The organism is Paenisporosarcina antarctica, assembly GCF_004367585.1.
Classification (GTDB): Bacteria; Bacillota; Bacilli; order Bacillales_A; family Planococcaceae; genus Paenisporosarcina; species Paenisporosarcina antarctica.
In genome coordinates this window covers 2,504,006-2,522,307 of the sequence record NZ_CP038015.1, presented here as the reverse complement: position 1 = coordinate 2,522,307, position 18,302 = coordinate 2,504,006, and the positions used below count along the sequence as shown (strand labels likewise).

General features: G+C 35.2%; 16 protein-coding genes. 11 read left to right on the top strand and 5 right to left on the bottom strand.

Going from position 1 to position 18,302, the window contains the following annotated elements; all coding sequences use genetic code 11:
- The first annotated feature begins 327 nt into the window (after nt 1-327).
- Nucleotides 328-1,545 carry a helix-turn-helix transcriptional regulator gene (locus E2636_RS12385; protein ID WP_134210470.1) on the top strand — a complete coding sequence of 406 codons (1,218 nt, stop codon included), beginning with the start codon at nt 328-330 and terminating at the stop codon, nt 1,543-1,545.
- A 12-nt stretch (nt 1,546-1,557) separates the two neighbouring features.
- Entirely contained in the window at nt 1,558-1,698 is a 141-nt protein-coding gene (locus tag E2636_RS19000) for a hypothetical protein (RefSeq protein ID WP_166669515.1), read from the top strand.
- Between the two features lie 241 nt (nt 1,699-1,939).
- Here E2636_RS19000 and E2636_RS12380 read toward each other — a convergent pair whose 3' ends face one another.
- A complete protein-coding gene (locus tag E2636_RS12380; RefSeq protein WP_134210469.1) occupies nt 1,940-3,121 on the bottom strand; it encodes an NAD(P)-dependent malic enzyme in 1,182 nt (393 codons plus the stop codon).
- A gap of 409 nt (nt 3,122-3,530) precedes the next feature.
- Between E2636_RS12380 and E2636_RS12375 the strand changes: the two genes are divergently transcribed.
- The 5 genes from E2636_RS12375 (at nt 3,531) to E2636_RS12355 (ending at nt 7,989) form a co-directional block, all read left to right on the top strand.
- Nucleotides 3,531-4,010, top strand: coding sequence for a metal-dependent hydrolase (locus E2636_RS12375; RefSeq protein WP_134210468.1), 480 nt, complete (start codon nt 3,531-3,533; stop codon nt 4,008-4,010).
- A gap of 785 nt (nt 4,011-4,795) precedes the next feature.
- Complete coding sequence (locus E2636_RS12370; protein ID WP_134210467.1) at nt 4,796-5,419, top strand: TetR/AcrR family transcriptional regulator; 624 nt, start codon at nt 4,796-4,798, stop codon at nt 5,417-5,419.
- 52 nt (nt 5,420-5,471) lie between these two features.
- Complete coding sequence (locus E2636_RS12365) at nt 5,472-6,356, top strand: ABC transporter ATP-binding protein (RefSeq protein WP_134210466.1); 885 nt, start codon at nt 5,472-5,474, stop codon at nt 6,354-6,356.
- A 6-nt stretch (nt 6,357-6,362) separates the two neighbouring features.
- A complete protein-coding gene (locus E2636_RS12360; RefSeq protein ID WP_134210465.1) occupies nt 6,363-7,160 on the top strand; it encodes an ABC transporter permease subunit in 798 nt (265 codons plus the stop codon).
- A gap of 31 nt (nt 7,161-7,191) precedes the next feature.
- The gene (locus tag E2636_RS12355; RefSeq protein ID WP_134210464.1) at nt 7,192-7,989 is read left to right on the top strand and encodes a DUF2705 family protein; all 798 of its coding nucleotides are present in this window, start codon (nt 7,192-7,194) and stop codon (nt 7,987-7,989) included.
- 1,057 nt (nt 7,990-9,046) lie between these two features.
- On the opposite strand, the gene E2636_RS12350 is transcribed toward E2636_RS12355, so the two are convergent.
- Complete coding sequence (locus E2636_RS12350) at nt 9,047-9,562, bottom strand: VanZ family protein (protein WP_134210463.1); 516 nt, start codon at nt 9,560-9,562, stop codon at nt 9,047-9,049.
- Nucleotides 9,563-9,700: 138 nt separating this feature from the next.
- Entirely contained in the window at nt 9,701-11,167 is a 1,467-nt protein-coding gene (locus E2636_RS12345) for a flavin monoamine oxidase family protein (protein ID WP_134210462.1), read from the bottom strand.
- Between the two features lie 899 nt (nt 11,168-12,066).
- Here E2636_RS12345 and E2636_RS12340 point away from each other — a divergent pair.
- The 3 genes from E2636_RS12340 (at nt 12,067) to E2636_RS12330 (ending at nt 14,487) form a co-directional block, all read left to right on the top strand.
- Nucleotides 12,067-12,582 carry a DoxX family protein gene (locus E2636_RS12340; RefSeq protein WP_134210461.1) on the top strand — a complete coding sequence of 172 codons (516 nt, stop codon included), beginning with the start codon at nt 12,067-12,069 and terminating at the stop codon, nt 12,580-12,582.
- A gap of 515 nt (nt 12,583-13,097) precedes the next feature.
- A complete protein-coding gene (locus E2636_RS12335; RefSeq protein ID WP_134210460.1) occupies nt 13,098-13,586 on the top strand; it encodes a divergent PAP2 family protein in 489 nt (162 codons plus the stop codon).
- A 193-nt stretch (nt 13,587-13,779) separates the two neighbouring features.
- Entirely contained in the window at nt 13,780-14,487 is a 708-nt protein-coding gene (locus E2636_RS12330) for a GDSL-type esterase/lipase family protein (RefSeq protein ID WP_134210459.1), read from the top strand.
- A gap of 140 nt (nt 14,488-14,627) precedes the next feature.
- On the opposite strand, the gene E2636_RS12325 is transcribed toward E2636_RS12330, so the two are convergent.
- Both E2636_RS12325 and E2636_RS12320 read right to left on the bottom strand, forming a co-directional pair.
- A complete protein-coding gene (locus E2636_RS12325) occupies nt 14,628-15,140 on the bottom strand; it encodes a DUF3231 family protein (RefSeq protein ID WP_134210458.1) in 513 nt (170 codons plus the stop codon).
- 318 nt (nt 15,141-15,458) lie between these two features.
- Nucleotides 15,459-16,271, bottom strand: coding sequence for a DUF368 domain-containing protein (locus E2636_RS12320; RefSeq protein ID WP_134210457.1), 813 nt, complete (start codon nt 16,269-16,271; stop codon nt 15,459-15,461).
- 492 nt (nt 16,272-16,763) lie between these two features.
- Between E2636_RS12320 and E2636_RS12315 the strand changes: the two genes are divergently transcribed.
- Complete coding sequence (locus E2636_RS12315) at nt 16,764-18,200, top strand: trypsin-like peptidase domain-containing protein (protein WP_134210456.1); 1,437 nt, start codon at nt 16,764-16,766, stop codon at nt 18,198-18,200.
- Nucleotides 18,201-18,302 lie beyond the last annotated feature (102 nt).

Sequence of the window (18,302 nt, the reverse complement as noted above, 5' to 3'; positions counted from 1 at the left end):
TATGGATGTGTGCATATATTTATTAGAAGACGATTTTCCAATTTATCCAATCTGCATGATATATATCACACTATCATTCATATTAATCTAGTTAGAAAGTAATGAAGAGAGCGAATCAAATTATTCATTGGGAAAATTCAGTTAAATTAAGTAAAATAAATGAAAAAAATAGTATAATAAATTAGATGAAAAGCAATAATTGAATCTTCTCGTGATAATATAAAGAAATTTCCTCTCTCTAATTTGAAGGATTTATACATTAAAATATTGGAATACTCTAAAAATTGTTTATAATAGAATTAAAATCTTTTGTAAGAAGGTGAAAAAATGCAAATAGGCTCATTAATAAAGTATCATCGAACAAAAATGAAAATGACACAGAGCCAACTTGCAATTGAAATTTGTTCAATCACACATCTTAGTAAAATAGAAAATAATAGCAAAGAAGCGAATGTAGAAACAATTAGACTTTTATTAAATCGACTAGAAATAAATGTACAAGACGCCGAAGAAAGTGAACACAATATACATATATTACTTGAACAAATAATAAAAAATATCCATTATATTGAACATGAGAAAGCATGTATTACCTTTCTTAAATTAGATTTTTATAAGGAGACTATAGCGTTTACTAAATATATTTACTTGTATGAAATTTATAAATTAAGATATTACATTTTTATTAAAGACTTAAAATTAGCTGGTGACCAGATAAGATGGCTGAATACACAAAAGCAAAATTTTTCCCAACATGAACAATATTTACTTTTATATTTCTCTGCTATATTATTAATTTTGAAGGGAGAATATGGAGAAGCAGAAGAGAAACTTTCAACAATTATTCAAGAAATCGCAGTGAGTAATACTTTTGAAGGAGAAATCTATTACCATCTTGCTCTCGTAAAGGGATATTTGGAACAATCAGGTCACGCTATTTACTACGGTAAAAAGGCCATGGAATTTTATAAAGATCAATTCAATTACAAAAGAATTTTGCATGTTCACATGTCACTAGCAATCAATTATTCGCAATCTAAGATTTATGAAGAGGCATTAGTATGCTATGAGCATTTGATTAGAAACTCTGAAATGCTTAAGGAGAATGAACTTCTTCCGCATATATACCACAATATTGGAGATTTAAGACATAAGATGGGTGACTACTTAATTGCTTTAGATTACTTCAAAAAAAGCTCAAGTATTTTTAATAAAGACACTGAAGAGTATCTACTTTGTTTGCATAATATTGCCCTTACTGAATTTAGGCTAGAAAAATGGATTGAAAGTAAAAATAGTTTTACTATACTAAATGAAAAATCTGTAAAAATGAGAGTTCCACAATACCAGCTTTATTCATCGTTTTATTTATTACTACTTAATAATCAAAAACAAAAGGCCATGAGTTTTTTAGAAGATAAAGTGGTCCCGTATATAGTGAAGATGGATAAACAAAAAGAATACCATCATTACTTTTCGAAAATGCTTGCAGAACATTTTAAAAATGAAGGAAAGTACGAAAAAGCAGTTAAATTCATTTTATGAGGAGTGTTTGATATGAAGAATACCATTTATTTTGCACTGATTATGATGATTAGTTTTTCCTCACTCGCGAATAATAATTACTATGCAACTGAAAAAACAAATGAAGTTGCTTATGAAGAAACGACTAGCGTACCCGTACATCCTCCAGTCTAAGCTGGGAAAGTTCAAAGGGGAGCTACGAACTTATAAATCTTATTATTCAATTAATTGTGTTGGATTTTTTGTGCTTATCTTAGAAAGACTAGAATGACTCTTTGGCGAAAACTCTTCAACTGAAATGAAACAATAAGAAAGAGAAGAGCGAAGTTCCTTCGCTCTTCTCTTTCTTTCTCTAGATTATGAAACAGTGGGTTTGCGACCAAAGCGATACGGAAAACACTAGTCAATACAAACTTTACTTCAGTAACGCCACATCGCTCTGTACAGCTGCTTGGCTAACTGCATCTGCTACAACTTTGGTAATACGTTTGTCAAAAGCATTTGGAATAATATAATCTTCAGATAGATCATCTTCATCTATTAAAGACGCGATAGCATAAGTAGCTGCCAACTTCATAGACTCATTAATGTCGGTAGCACGTACATTAAGCGCACCTCGGAAAATTCCTGGGAATGCTAATACATTATTAACTTGGTTTGGAAAATCAGAACGGCCTGTCGCGACAACCCTTACACCATATTCTTTCGCTAAATCGGGCATTATTTCAGGCGTTGGATTTGCGAGTGCGAAAACGATTGAATCTACATTCATACGGTCAACCATTTCTTTTGTAAGGATGTTGCCGACTGAAACACCAATGAACACATCTGCACCTGACATCGCATCAAACAAAGAACCACTTCTATGAGATAAATTTGTTTTTTCAGCAATTGCATCTTTCGCAGGATTCATGCCATCTGGGCGTCCTTTGTAAATAATTCCTTTTGAATCACATAACATAATATGTTTAAAACCAATTTTATTCAAAAGATTCACAATTGAAATACCAGCAGCTCCAGCACCATTAACAACTATTCTAACTTCGCTCATTTTCTTCTTTACGATTTTCAATGCGTTGATTAAACCAGCACCTACTACGATTGCCGTTCCGTGTTGATCATCATGAAAAACAGGAATATTGCATTCCTTTCGTAAACGCTGCTCGATTTCAAAACATCTAGGTGCAGAAATATCCTCTAAATTAATGCCTCCAAAAGTTGGACTAATTGCTTTTACAATACGAACGATTTCATCGACGTCTTGCGTATCCAGACAAATAGGGAAGGCGTCAATGTTAGCAAATTTCTTTAGCAACAAGGCCTTTCCTTCCATTACAGGTAGGGCAGCTTCAGGACCGATATTCCCCAAACCTAGTACAGCAGATCCATCCGTAACAATAGCGACGAGATTCCCTTTAATTGTATAGTCGTATACTGCTGATGGGTTTTTTACAATCTCGATACAAGGTTCTGCAACACCTGGAGAATAAGCTAAACTCAAATCTGCGTTATTTTCCAAAGGCACTTTCGAGAGGATTTCCATCTTCCCTTTATTAATTAGGTGCATTTCTAAAGCCGAGCTAATTGTTTTCACCATTATGATGCCACTTCCCTTCATGAATAATAATATTTTGAGTATTCTAATTAATAACATTATTCCTTAAATTACACAACCTTTTTTTTGGACCGTTATTTTGAGAATAAAATTGTGAAGCGCTATCATTGCTTATGTATAAAGGTTTTAGTACTGTGTTAAATAAATGGAGATGTAAAAAAATTTTTTGTTATTACTGTAATTTAAAAGTAGACATGTAAATTGATGTTGCTTATTAGAATTTAAGGAGAGATATTGCAAATACAGAGGGGAATCTAAAATTCCTGTTATATACATATTCAGTCAGTAGCCTTAATGGTGTAAAATAATAGAAAGAATAGCTTAGGTAGGAAAGTTAACGTGTTAAGATACCTGCTATGGAATTAAACAATTTAAAAGGAGAATTCAGCGCATGACAGGAAACACACACATCATAGGCGGTTTAGCAGCAAGTCTTGCGTTTACACAATTTGCGAATTACGATCCAGTACTTTTAGTTGGAGCGGGCGTTATCGGTGCTTTGATTCCAGATATATGCCATGGAGGCAGTAAAATGGGTCGGACATTTCCAACGCTATCGAAAGTCATCAATGTCATCTTCGGACATCGTTCATTCACTCATAGTTTGCTATTTTTAGTGTTAATTGCAATTTTTATGAATTCATTCGTGTCAAATGAAGCGGTGACGGCGGGAATTTTGATTGGAATCGTTAGCCATATGGTATTAGATATGGCGACAAAAAATGGGATCAAATTGCTTTATCCATTGAAGATAACAGTGCGTTTTCCCATTACGACTAGAACTGGAAGCGCGGTGGAATATGTAGTGATGGCCATCTTATCCGTCCTTTCGGTGTATTTCGGATACGAGACGTTTAGTTATTATTTGTAAGTCAAGTGTAGGATTCAAATTCAATTGCGGTCATTAATGCATATTTAGTTGCGAAGAGATAGCAAGAAGGACTAGAAGTCGGAGAATGGAAAATTTTTTAGAATATTCCCCGCCACTCATGAAAATAGATATGGAAACCCAACAACTAATTCAGTTGCTGGGTTTTTTTCTATTTTGAATGGCAAGGGGTTAATTGAAGCATTGGAGGATTAATTCAAGGTACTACAACTTAATTTCTTAAATACAGGCAATCTTGCCGTCGATCTTCATTCCAAATGAGAAACTCGATCCCCAACAATGACGGCAGAAGGTGAAATTTCCGCCTATTGATACGCTATATATTGTATCAGCAATCCCATAATTCATAGATTTCTATACTGTAGTGTTCCTCAAATCAATGAAGGAGATGGCTCAGTTGTAATTATGGTGTGTCACGTTGTAATTATGAAGCGAGACGTTGTAAAAAAAGTCCTGCACGTTGTAAAAATCGTGACCCACGTTGTAATAGTTAAATAATGGAAATTTATTTGAGTTTATATGAATATGGAAATAAATAATGAAACTCACTCTATTGAAGTATCTTATAGAAATGTAGAAAATAGCGTTACTTTTCAGTCGCAAATATATGATTACCGGTGGCTTTGTTGTGAAGTTAATTCATTGGAAAATGAATAATAATTAACTTTTCTCATACTATATAGTTATCCATTGACTATTTCGGTCAATCGGAATAAACTGAAAATGACCGAAGTGGTCAATAGTGTTATTGGGCAAGGAGGATGACTATGTTTTCTAAGTTTTTGAATTTGAATCCAGAAAAACAACAACGAATTATTAATGCAGCATGTAAGGAATTTGCTCAAAAAGGGTATGACAATGCATCGACCAATGAGATGGTTAAAGAAGCGGGGATTTCAAAAGGATTGTTATTCCACTATTTTAATAGTAAGAAAGAATTGTATTTATATTTATATGATCATTTACAAGAAATGTTTATGGAAAAGATATATGCAAAAATAGACTGGAATGAGCGAGATATATTTATTAAATTAAGGCATATGGCAATGCTGAAATTTGAGTTATTTATCATGTATCCCGAGTTGATAAATTATATTAAAAGTGCCTATTTTGAAGACTCGAATGAAGTTAAAAATGAGGTAGCACAAAGGCATAATAAATTGGTTGTTACTGCATATCAACAGTTTTTTTCAGACTATGACCATTCAAAATTTAAAGAGGATATAGATATTAACCAAGCCATAAATATCATTTTTTGGACGATGGAGGGTTTTGCAAATCAACAACAGGAGAAATATAAAAAAATCTCATCTGACCAATTAAATATGGAAGAGATAATAGCGGAAATGGAGACTTATTCAGAGACGTTAAGAAATGCTTTTTATAAATAGAACTAAATCGTTCTACCAGGATAATCTTGATATAAAAAGAGGAGGTTCTACCATGAATGTGATTGAAATTAATAATCTGACGAAAACTTATGGAAAAGCTAGAGGGATATCTAATGTGAATTTTAATGTTGAAGAAGGAGAAATCTTTGGATTTATTGGACCGAATGGATCTGGAAAATCAACAACGATACGAACTATATTGTCACTAATTTTCCCAACCAGCGGAAGTGCTAAAATATTTGGTAAAGACTGTATCGAATTTGCTCCCGAAATTGCAAAAGAAATTGGCTATTTGCCATCTGAAGTGTTCTACTACGACAATATGAAAGTGATGGATTTATTAAAGTATTCTGCTAGTTTTTATAAAAAAGATTGCACGAAAAGAATTATAGAGTTGGCTGAAATAATGGATTTAGATCTAACTAAAAAGATTGATGACTTATCTTTAGGCAATAAAAAGAAAGTGGGTATTGTTCAAGGGTTACTCCATGATCCTAAGTTAATAATTCTAGATGAGCCTACAAGTGGTTTGGACCCATTAATGCAGCATAAATTTTTTGATTTGTTAGAGGAAGAGAATAAAAAAGGAGCAACCATCTTATTTTCGTCTCATATTTTAAGTGAAGTTCAACGATTATGTGATCGTGTTGCCATTATTAAAGACGGTAAAATTATTAAGGTAGAAAAGATTAGTACGTTAAAAGACAACAACTTTAAACGCTTTAAAATTCAAACTACATCTACAGTAAATAAGGATTTCTTTAATATAGATGGCATCAATGATTTCGATGTGAAAGGGGACATATGTAGCTTTTTATTTCGGGGTAATATTAACGACGTAATGAAAAAAATAGCCGGAATTGATATAGCGAATCTTTGGATAGGGGAGCCGGATCTCGAGGAAATCTTCATGCACTATTATGAAAAGGAGGACTAAGAAGCTATGAATATATTTCTGCATGAATTGAAGGCATATCGTAAATCAACCATTATTTGGACGCTATCATTAAGTGCATTAGTTCTCGTATTCATGTCTTTATTTCCGTCGATTTCAAAGGAAATTGATGAATTTAAAAAGGTGCTGGAAGCTTTTCCGGAACCGGTTAGGCAAGCACTCGGAATAGAAATAAATACGATGGGATCTATTTTGGGGTTTTATTCCTATACATTTGTCTATCTCACTCTATGCGGAGCGATTCAAGCGATGATTATAGGCATATCCATTATCTCAAAGGAAGTACGTGAAAAAACGGCAGACTTTCTATTAACGAAACCTGTTACACGTTCACAAATAGTAACATCCAAAATTCTGGCTGCAATTGCGTCTTTACTCATTACCAATGTAATCTTTATTGCTGTGGCAAGTTTGGTAGCTTCTCAAGTGAAAACTGATGATTATAGCTTCACACTATTTTTTATGATTTCAATTACACTGCTTTTCATGCAGTTAATTTTTCTTGCATTGGGAATTGTCATTTCAGTTATTTTTCCTAAAATTAAATCAGTGATGGCTGTTTCTCTTGGGACTGTCTTTAGTTTCTTCTTTATTGGGATGTTTGCTGCAACAACTGGAGAAGGAGCAAAGCGCTATCTTTCGCCGTTTAAATATTTTGATACAGCCAGTATCATTGAAAATGGTAGTTATGAAATTTCATTTATTATCGCAGGAATTTCCATAATCATTGTCGCGCTAGTTGTTAGCTATATTATATATGTCAAAAAAGATATCCATGGAGTTTAACTATATTGGTTTTTAAGGGAGGGGCTTCGTTATGAATATTATGATGAGAGAAATGAAAGCTCATCGGAAATCACTTATTATATGGTGTATCGGGGTGGTGGTAATGGTTGGTAGTGGTATGAGTAAATTTGTTGTTATGTCTTCCTCAGGCCAATCCATGAATGATCTTATTGCTCAGATGCCAAAATCCTTACAAGCTATCATGGGAATTGGAACACTAGATATATCAACGGCTAGTGGTTATTTTGGGATTCTCTTTTTATATTTGTTAATCATGGCAACGCTTCATGCTGTTATGCTTGGAGCAGATATTATTTCAAAGGAAGAACGAGATAAGACTGTCGAGTTTTTATTTGTAAAACCCATTTCAAGAAGTAAAATTATCACATCAAAATTGCTAGCAGCTCTTGTAAATATTGTGATTTTTAATATCGTCACATGGGTTTCGAGTGCAGTTATAGTTGGAAAATATAGTAATGGTGAATCCGTCACTGCTGATATCGCTATTACAATGGTAGGTATGTTTATTTTACAGCTATTATTTTTAGCGATAGGAAGTGCAATAGCAGCTGTAATTAAAAAATCGAAAAAGGCTAGCTCATTAGCAACAGGAATCCTTTTAATGACGTTTATGTTATCAATTGCAATCGATTTAAATGACAAGATAGGCAGTTTAAAATATGTAACACCGTTTAAATATTTCGAAGCAAAAAATGTCATGTACGGGGAAGGTTTTGAGACCGTATTTGTGTTATTGTCAGTCATCATTATCGTTGCATTATTTACGATAACATTTGTTTTTTATAAAAAGAGAGATTTAAATGTGTAGGGTATTAATGTATAAGGCTTCCTTACTCGTGGAATATGGGGGATAGAGAGGCTAAGGTTTTAAAACTTTTAGTACTTAACAAGCGTAGAGAGAGTTTCAAGATGGAAAAGGAAGTGTCATTGCATTAACTATGGTTTCAGGCTCGCTATGGAAGGCACACCCGCTGAACCATAACCTATAGATTAAAAAGAATTGGAATGTGACAACGTCACATCCCAATTCTTCTTTTTTTAGAGACAATCTTACGGAGGGTGTGTGTCCGGCGCTCCCCTACCACCTTGAAGTGCACAGTTCTTTGATTTTGGTCTACTAGGGAATAGACACTTACTGCTCAGAAAGGAGGCTGCCGAAGATGGAATTTCGGCTGCTTGTTACAAATTATAAAGAGTCTGGCTACGTTATTTGAAAGTAGGATGTCCTAGGGTCAGACACCAATGTTCTCCAATTTGTGGCTAAACCTGGAAAGCAATATAAAATTTTCAGTAGAGAACTTGAGGCACAATTGTGTTTGTCCCTGGGTGATATTCTTCCAACATTTTAATGATCAAGCACCGCGAGAGAGAGTACCACCATACGAGAATTAATAGTTTTGTTTTCGCTACGCTCCTGTTTAGATTCACGTGCCGATGTGTCTCACCTAAGTACGATATAGAATCCAAAAATCTTGCTACTATACAGGTGTATAATAAATGGAAATGTCCATAACTTAAAACTTGCAGAAATGGGCCAAAATTGTATCTTCGGCCCATTCCTTTCTGAACAATAAGTGTCTATTCTCTCGTAAACCAAACTCAAAACACTCTGCACGTTTAGGTTGAAGGCGAGCGAAGGACGCACATCTGCCGCAAGATTGACTTTAAAAAGAAGACTGGTGATGTGACAACGTCACATCACCAGTCTTTATATTCTATAGGTTATGATGCAGCAGGTGTGCCGTTTTTAGCGAGCCGGAAACCAGAGTCGTCACAGGATTCTTCTTATCACTGGTCTTGCTGTGAACTGAGTAGTTAGTTATACCTGTCAGATCACCAGGTACTATCTTAAAATTAACTGTCTTTTAATTTGCCCGGTTTTTATTATAACGTCTGGTTTTTGGGGTTACTAATTTAGTCACATGTCGATGTTTCGTAACATTCCAATAGGTTCTTAAGATGTATAAACTACCTAGCGCTAAAGCTGCACCAAATGAGTCAAGAAATACATCTTGAATCGATGGCGTTCGTCCTCCAGTTAAAGATTGATGGTATTCGTCTGCAATCGCAATTACAACGGTAATGACAAAGGCCAGTCTGATTTTACGGACCACGATATAGGCTGCAAAAGCTAGTGCTCCAAAAATAACAATATGTGCTCCTTTTCGTAGTAGAAACTCAATAAATGCATGATAACCACGTTCTTCTACAGAAATGATCGTTCCCCAATACGGGATTTGAAAAAGTGATAGAACTCCCTTTAAAGGTTCACTAGGAAGCCATTTCATTAAATTGGGGATTAGTGATTGTTGTTCATAAGTTTGCCCAGAAGAGTAAAAGAGAGTTAGTAAAATGAGGATAAATAAAATGTATTTTTTCATAAATATTATTCTATCATGTTTTAGCATATTTTTCCTGTTTTAAGTTTATTAATTTATTATTATGTACAGGAATAAAAGCTTCTTCTATTACTTAAAAAATAGCTGATTTACTTCCTCCTACCATTTGTAAATATTATTTCAAGGTAAGTCATTGACTTCATGTGCTACACGGATTCCAGACTCAATGGCCCCTTGTATCCAAGCGTGTGGGAGGGCAGTGTGTTCCCCTGCAAAGTGTACCCTTCCTTCCGGGGAAGAGATAGCATGAAAAAGTTCTGTTTCTTGTTCTGGTTTGAACACCGTAAAATCTCCACCTGAATATGGATATTGAGCCCAACTGTGAGAAGCCCCTGTTATAAATTCATCATATACTTGTTGCCCATGTATGGTAGATAAGTTCTTTAAGGCTTGTTGAATTCGATTTTCCTCACTCAAACTGTCCCAAGGTACTGAATCATCCTCCCAAGTATAGCTAGCTATAATCACTCCTGGCAAGTTCTCCCCAATTCCATGACTGGGATAATAACTAAATCGAATGGGCAAATCAGTCGCCGTTTGCCCTCCGTGCATCCCTTCCTCCTCCCAAAATCTACTCTTAAACTGAAGACCAATCTTTGTAGACACCACATAATGAAGTTCTCGGATCGCCTTCCACTTGTTGTGTGAAAAAGAATCGCGGGGTTCAACTTCAACAAATTGCATAACCGAAAAAGGGATGGTCAAGATGCAAATGTCACATGTCGTTTCCATTGGTTTCAACGACTCCGTATCCATAGAATGAATGGTGACTTGGTTATTACGCTGCACAATTTTGGTCAACTTTTGTCTATACAAAATGTCTTCTCTTAATTGTGGGATAAAAGCTTGTGGAAGTTGGTCGTTACCACCGGTAATTTCATAGTAACGAGTATTCGGGTTTAAAAATATAATAAATTCGCGTAATAAATCAATGAATGCGAGTTCACTCAAGCCCTCGATAGCAAGGAGTACCTTAATCATTTCTATTGCACCAGGAGATAAAGTCACCCCATTAGGGTTATATCTTAAAAACCCATCCATCGAGTATCTATCATATTCCTTTATAACCCAACTCCAATTTTCCAGCGGATTTAAATTGATAAAGTCTATAACTGGTTGAAGTACTGGTTGAATCAACTCAGTAACTGTTTTGCCCTTTTCGTGAGGGGCAACTGGGTAGCCAAGGATATCAGGGTTCTGTTTATACAGATATTGGCGCGTTTTAATTCCATTTACATAGATCAGATCGTTAGGAGTAGAGTTAATAAATAAATTTACTGGTAAGTGGAATTTTTTTATGTATTCCAAAGTGAAATAATGATGATTTGGAATACGCATCGCTCCTGCTTCCATATACTGTCCTTTGATAAAAGGAGATCGTTTCGTATAGATACGTCCCCCTACTCTATGAGCAGCTTCAAGGATGGTTACATTGTGCCCAGCTTCCTTTAACAATGAGGCAGAGACCAGTCCTGCCATACCTGCACCGACAATGAGTATCTTTTTGGGAACTTGCGTTGTATTTAATCCATGTTGAATGGTTGAAATCATTTGATCTGGTGATATAAGAGGAAGCGTGTTAGTCATCTCCTTTGCATACCTCATCAGATTTGAGAAGTAACCCAACTATTATTTGAGGTTACAATTAATCTATTCTTCTAGACATAATCCTATGTAAAATAAATTTATTTTTTTCATAAGTTGGAAGTCTCTAGAGCACCTTCAATGGAGTCATTAATGACGGGTAATTTTAAACCACTCCAAGAAAAAATCTGCCTTTATGGATGGGGATATATATTCATTAGACGGGAAAAGTGAATTCGCCAAGGGATTAGTGGCAGAGTGTATCTTCCTAGACCAGGTGTTTTGTCAACATGTTGTGCATGCTCCATGCAGTTCATTTTGTTACAAACTGCAGGAAGTATTTTTACGTTTGTAGAATTCTCAAGAGAAAATGCATATGTTATTCTATAGTTGTATTAAGGAAACTTTTTTTCTTGAAGGAAAAAAGTTTCGTTTCACTTACATATTTTTATTTAGGAGGTATTTTATGTTTGTAGAATTCTTAAGAGAACACGCATTTGCTTCTAATTCATTACCTGTATTATTTTGGGCGACTTCTTTTTATATTTGTAAAATTCTTAAGAGAAAATGCATATGATTTCCCTCCATGGAAGACAAAAGGTTTTTGGACCGAAAATAATTGCTTTCTTATCGGAACGTTTCTGTCAACCAGGGCAGCATAGAGCATGCATTACCATAAATGAATAATTCCATATTCCTCTCCAAAAGAATCCACCGACTAAACGTCGATGGATTCTTTTGATTTCCTAGTAAATAGGATAACGTCGACCTACGAACATGTCCATTTTGTAAAATTCTTTAGAAAAAATACATTTGGTATGCTATAGTTTCTTTAGGGAAACTTTTTTTCTGTAAGGAAACAGTTCGTGTTTTCTTACATATTTTTATTTAGGGGGTATTTTATGTTTGTAGGATTTTTAAGAAAAAATAAATTTGCTTCATATTCATTAACGGTATTTCGTCTATATCTTGGATTCCAATGGTTAATAGCTGGATGGGGAAAAATTAGTGGTGCATTTGATGCAAGGGGTTTTCTAGAAGGAGCTGTAAATAAAGCAACAGGTGAACATCCAGCTGTTCAATCGTGGTGGGCAACATTTTTAAATGGACATGCGATACCAAACGTTGAACTTTTTAATGTACTAGTTCCATGGGGAGAATTTTTTGTAGGACTTGGACTTATTTTAGGTGCGTTCACTACTTTTGCTGCACTAATGGGGGTTGTTATGAATTTCTCCTATATGTTTTCTGGTACTACGAGTACAAACCCACAAATGATTCTAATTGGACTTTTCATTCTTGTAGCTGGCTTTAACGCTGCAAAAGTAGGATTAGATCGGTGGATAATTCCGTTTATTAGAGAAAAATTCTTAAGAAATAAGAATAAAAAAATCACAGGGAGTGGGATAACGGCTTAGGTATCAATTCTATGACCTATACAGATTATGAATAACAATTGCATAAAAATTAAAATAATCCAGCAACTTAGAAGTGGATGGATTAATGTTGTTTTAAAAATGTGGATATTGAAATAAAATCAATCCAGCAAACATTTCTATTCGATTCTTGCAAAAAGGTATCTGGTCAAGCTTTCAAATTTCAAAACAGATGAACGGGAATAAAGCACCAGCGAACAGGAATAAACAAAATGTGAACAGGAATAAACACCTGCCAAGCCGGATTAAAACACAATGAACAAGGAATAAACATTTGTGGAGGATAAAAATGCATCTACTGCTGATTAAATTTATAGGGAAAAGGGTATTTATTTTTGAGAATGATGATTTTAATTAGGTAAGGAATTCTAAGCTTAAAGTATATTCCCTCTACTATTTATTATGAAAGTTGAATAAAAAGAAGCCAGTAGGGTATTAAATGTAAAAGAAGGATTTTATAGATGATCTATCTATTACTTGAATTGAGGGTGAAGAGAATGAAGAAAATGAATCGTGGTATGATTACAGCTTTATCTGCCATTGCAATAGCTCAAGGTTTGAAGGTATTTACACATAAAAAGCTAACTGGTAAGTGGGATTGGCGACCTCTAATTCAGACCGGTGGGATGCCGAGCTCACATTCTGCGGGAGTAGCGGCACTTGCTACGTATATGGCTGCGAATAAAGGGACAAGACATACTGAAACAGCGCTCGCAGTCGTTTTTGGGTCTATTGTCATGTATGATGCACAAGGAATTAGACGTCATACGGGTGAGATTGCACAACTTGTAAATGAACTTGAAGACAGATTTGAAATCATCTCCAGTGATTTTCCTAGTTTAATGTACAGTAAACGTGACACAGAGCTCAAAGAACTTCTAGGTCATCAACCGATTGAAGTTCTTGGTGGCGCAATTTTTGGTGTAGCACTCGGACTCATTTCTGCGCAAATTGAAAATGATGAAAAAGATAAAAATCGTAAATAATTAATGTTTCTAGACGTGACAATGTGAATAGCAAGAAAGAGGCGGCTGAATTTTTATCGGTCGCCTGTTTAATGGTGCTTATCTTTTACCTGTAGTTATGCTTCTTTAATGGTTGTGAGATATAGCAGGTTACGTAAGGGGATCTGTAATTCCATTTCAATGAGATAATTAGATAGAATGGGATGTGCATGATATGAAAAAACTAAGAGTTTTGTTAACATTGTCTTTATCATTTAACCTTATCTTTGTCGCTTTTATAGGCTTCGTTATTTTTAAAAAAGGACAATTGAATCTCTTTACTAATCAATTGTCGGATATCCCTACTGTGCAGGAATATCCGGATTATTATTTGTTGAAAAAAGACGTATTTGAATCTAGTGACACGACAAATATAGATAAAGTATTTGTAGGTGATAGCATTTCAGATTATGGGGATTTTCCAGAATACTTTTCCGAAGAAGTTGTGTTGAATAGAGGAATTAGCAATGATAATGCTAAGGGTGTTCTAAATAGGATAGATGAAGTTGTAAATAGAAATCCAAAAGAAGTATATATCATGATTGGTATTAATGATATTTTGCATGGAACAGATATAATTGTATTTGAAGAAAATGTCAAAAGTATAGTTCAAGCATTTGATCAATCTTCGTCTAAAGTTATTGTTCAATCAATTCTTCCTGTAAATAATGATATCTTTAAATATGAATTACCCAATGATGATGTAGCCAAATTTAACGAAGTACTCAAAAAGATAGCGCAAGAGAATGACACTTCATATATAGACTTGCATCCATATTTCATTGATGAAAACGGAGAGTTGAAGAAAGAATATACTTTTGACGGGATTCATTTGAATGGAAATGGCTATCAAGTGTGGATCGATGTTCTTGCGTCTCGTTAGAAATACATTATTTCTTGTTTAACAAATATAAGAAAAAGGAATCCCTCAATTTAGTTAGTTGATGGATTCCTTTTTTCGTTTAAGGAAAAACCCTTGGCTACCAGGGGGTAGAAGCCAAGGGTTTTCTGTGTTTTTGCTGCTTATTGTGTAAGTCTTGGTGCATCATGAAGTGGAGGAGGTATCAGCCACGCTTTATCTTTGTTAAGTTTTAAAAGTTTGGCACCAAATAGAGCTTTATCAGTGTGAAACTGTCCGAACATCATGCCAATGTCTTCGCGAATTGATTGACCCATTACTTGGCTACACGCCACCAAACCTTGAGCAATGTTTGCAGATAATATGGCACTAATTTCAGCGTCCATAAATCTTGCTCCTACAGGAATATCTTCTGCTGTAGCTACTGGGCGATCAGGAAGAGCTGGAGGAAGCGCAATTCCATTGGCTTTTAATATTTCTGATGTATGTTGTACTTCTGCTTTTATCGTGTGAACAGTTTCTTCAAGTAGTGATTTGAGGGCTCTGTCGCCTGCATGATTAATGAAAGCTTGATAAATGCTTATTAATCCATTATTAGCAATAATATACGACCAAACACCAAATACTTCACCTTCATGCAATGGCTCTAGTTTAGGATTACCATTTAAAATACCCAAAAATAAATCTCCTCCTCAAGTTAGTTGTAAATTTGAATCCTTTTTACAAGGAGTCAATTACAATTTTTATTATGTGATGTTACTCTTTTTCCTATGCATTGGAAATTTTTTTACCAATTAGTATACAGAGAAATCTTTTGGACATACTAAAAATACAGAGTTTACATATATAGCAATAAGGGAGCGGCTGAAATTGTATTTTCAGCCGCTTGTTATATTAATAGAGAAGTCTTTAGTCTTATATTTTGGCGTTTTCAAGAAAAAAAAACACCAATTTCATTTAAGAAATAGATGTTTTTTACTGAAATTTAAATGCTGTTAACCTCTTTTTCCAAGCAAAACGGCTACAAAAAGACCGACAAAGAGCGCGCCAATGCTAAGTAAAACATTGTTTAAAGTTAGTGTTAGTCCTGGGAACACTACAAAAAGTGAGCCGAAAACTAATCCGATGATCAGTGCATACATCATTAGTGGGAAGCGGGCAAGTAAATATTTAATGCCTTTACTGCTCAATATAAAGCCAGATGCAATTCCTGCTCCGATGACCATTATAATAGGGAGATTCAAGGTTGTAATTGCGTTAATGGCTGTGGGATATACGCCTATAATCAGTAAAACAAATGAGCCACTGATACCAGGAAGAAGCATGGCCATACTTGCACTAGCACCTGCTAAGAATAATCCAATGATGGATAGGATCGTAAGTGTTTCGATAGGATTGCCGCCTTCATCTGGTTTGAAAAATGCCATGCTTGCAACTAGGATGGCACCGACTATTAAAATGACAAAATGTTTAGCTTTAAACGTGCCGCGTACATTTGCTTCTTTCAATAAATATGGAAGAATTCCGAGAATTAAACCGAGAAAAAAGAAGTTAGTTGGTTGTGGATATGACTCAAGGAGCCATTCCACAGCGTGACTAAGTAGAAGAATGGCTGATCCCATTCCTAGTCCCAGCGTTAGTAAGAAAGGGACGTGTTTTTTCCATTCTTTTGTTGTAATTCCGCTAACTGCATTGATAAATTGATCATAAATTCCTAATAAAACCGCAATAGTTCCACCGCTGACACCTGGGATAATATCGCTCGTTCCCATAGCCATACCGCGAAAAATATTTCTCCAATCAAACATATATGTATCTCCTTTTTTATCTAGATAGAAAGTATAAAATTTTTCGAGCAATACTTCGTACTTGGCGTTGTTATGTCTAGCTCCAAACGCCAGCTCACACCTGAGCCTGTGCCCATAGGACGTGGTTCATAAGGGCGTTGCAAAAACTCTTGACACTGTATTTTGCGACGAGTAACACGGAATTGTGTATTTAGCCTTACAGATCCTCATGCGAAAACAAGTTTCCGAGTCGGTTCTTCCAGCGCCGGTGATGAGCTAGAATGCGCTTTCTGCCTTTCTTGTCTCTTCATTTTGTTATCAGTTTTTAGAATTAATTGCCAGTCCTCATTATACGCTAAGAATTTCCGTTCGTCATGGGATAATCGATTTAATGTAAACTGCTGATTTTTCAGATGATAAGAAGCTAAAGCTGATTCAAGCGAAGCGTTTATGTATATTCACCTATGAGCATAGTATATAAAGTAACAAGATTTTACAGGGAGGAGGGTGAGAATGTTTTGCGCAAAATGTGGATTGAAAAATGAACATGAAGCGAAATTTTGCTCGAATTGTGGTAAGGAGTTAATAAAATCACGTTTTAAATCAAAGAAAAAGAGAATAATTACTATCGTTGCAGGTTTTTTATCAATTCTTGCTTTAGTTGCTATTGGTTTTATTATCGCAACAATAATGAATGGTACAGAAAAAGTAGCTCAGATTGAAGTCAGCAAACAACTTTCACCCAAAAATGCAACTAAAGAAATGATAGAAGCTCCTAGGGTTGATCCTCCAAAACTTGAAAGTCAAAAGGAAGAACCCTTAAAAGAAAACAAACCAGTTAGTAATGAAAAAGAAAAAACACAAATTATTAAAGAATCTCAATCTCGTGTGTACACGATTTTCACTGAATCAGGCTTAGGTTCCGGTTTTTTATTTGAGAATAAAGGGACTGTTGTGACGAATGCTCATGTGGTAGCTGGCTATACAGAAGTGATTGTTCGTAATGTATTGGGCAAAAAAACGACTGGACGTGTAATTGGTATTTCCGACAAGTATGATATTGCTTTAATTCAAGTGGATGATTACGCGGGGCAAACTTCACTTGAAACAGAAGCGAATGTAACGGAAATTGGTAGTGAGGTCATCGCACTTGGAAGTCCACAAGGTTTAGAAAATTCGGCTTCGATAGGTTATTTAACAGGACTTGACCGCTCATTTGAATCCGGTTTTCAATACGATAATGTGTACCAAGTAGATGCGCAAATATCTCCTGGAAGTAGTGGAGGACCATTACTCGATGCTAAAACAGGTAAAGTAATTGGCATTAATTCAGCAATACTGACAGCGGATCAATCGATTGGATTTTCCATTCCGATGTATACCATGATTGACTTGCTTAAAAAATGGTCTGATTCACCGATGACATCTGCTGAAGTGGCAAGTATATTTTCATTCTACGATGACTATGAGTATGATTTTAAACCTGAAGGCTCAGCTGAAGCAGATTCTTACAATGAAGAGTCTGAGAAAATTGAGGAACCCGAAGAAAATCAAGAGAATACACAAGATGATAGCAATTATTTTGACGAGGGAAGTTTAACAGAATTTGTCCTTTATTTCCGTGAGAACTATGAAATGGCACTTTACCATGAAGATTTTAGCTTCATCGAAGACTTACTTCTGTACGATAGTAATATATATCACGAAATGGCTGAATACATTACGGAAATAACCAATCAAGGCATGATTTTTGAGTTTACGAAAAACGAGGTTACGGGCATAGTTATGGAAGAAGGCTATGCTGTCGTAAGCACATATGAAGTGTTTAAGTTCATGAATGGAGCTGGGGAATGGTCAACTTACGAGAGAACAAAAGACTATTCCATTGTAATCGATGAATACGAAGTATTTCGAATTTCGGATATCGTTATTTTTGACTTAAGCTTGTAGAGAATTACGATTCCGGCAGCCAATTTTGGGTGCTGGATTTTATCAAAAGATAACTTAGGTATTCTGATCGCTTTGAAACCGAGGGAATGAAATAGACGAGGG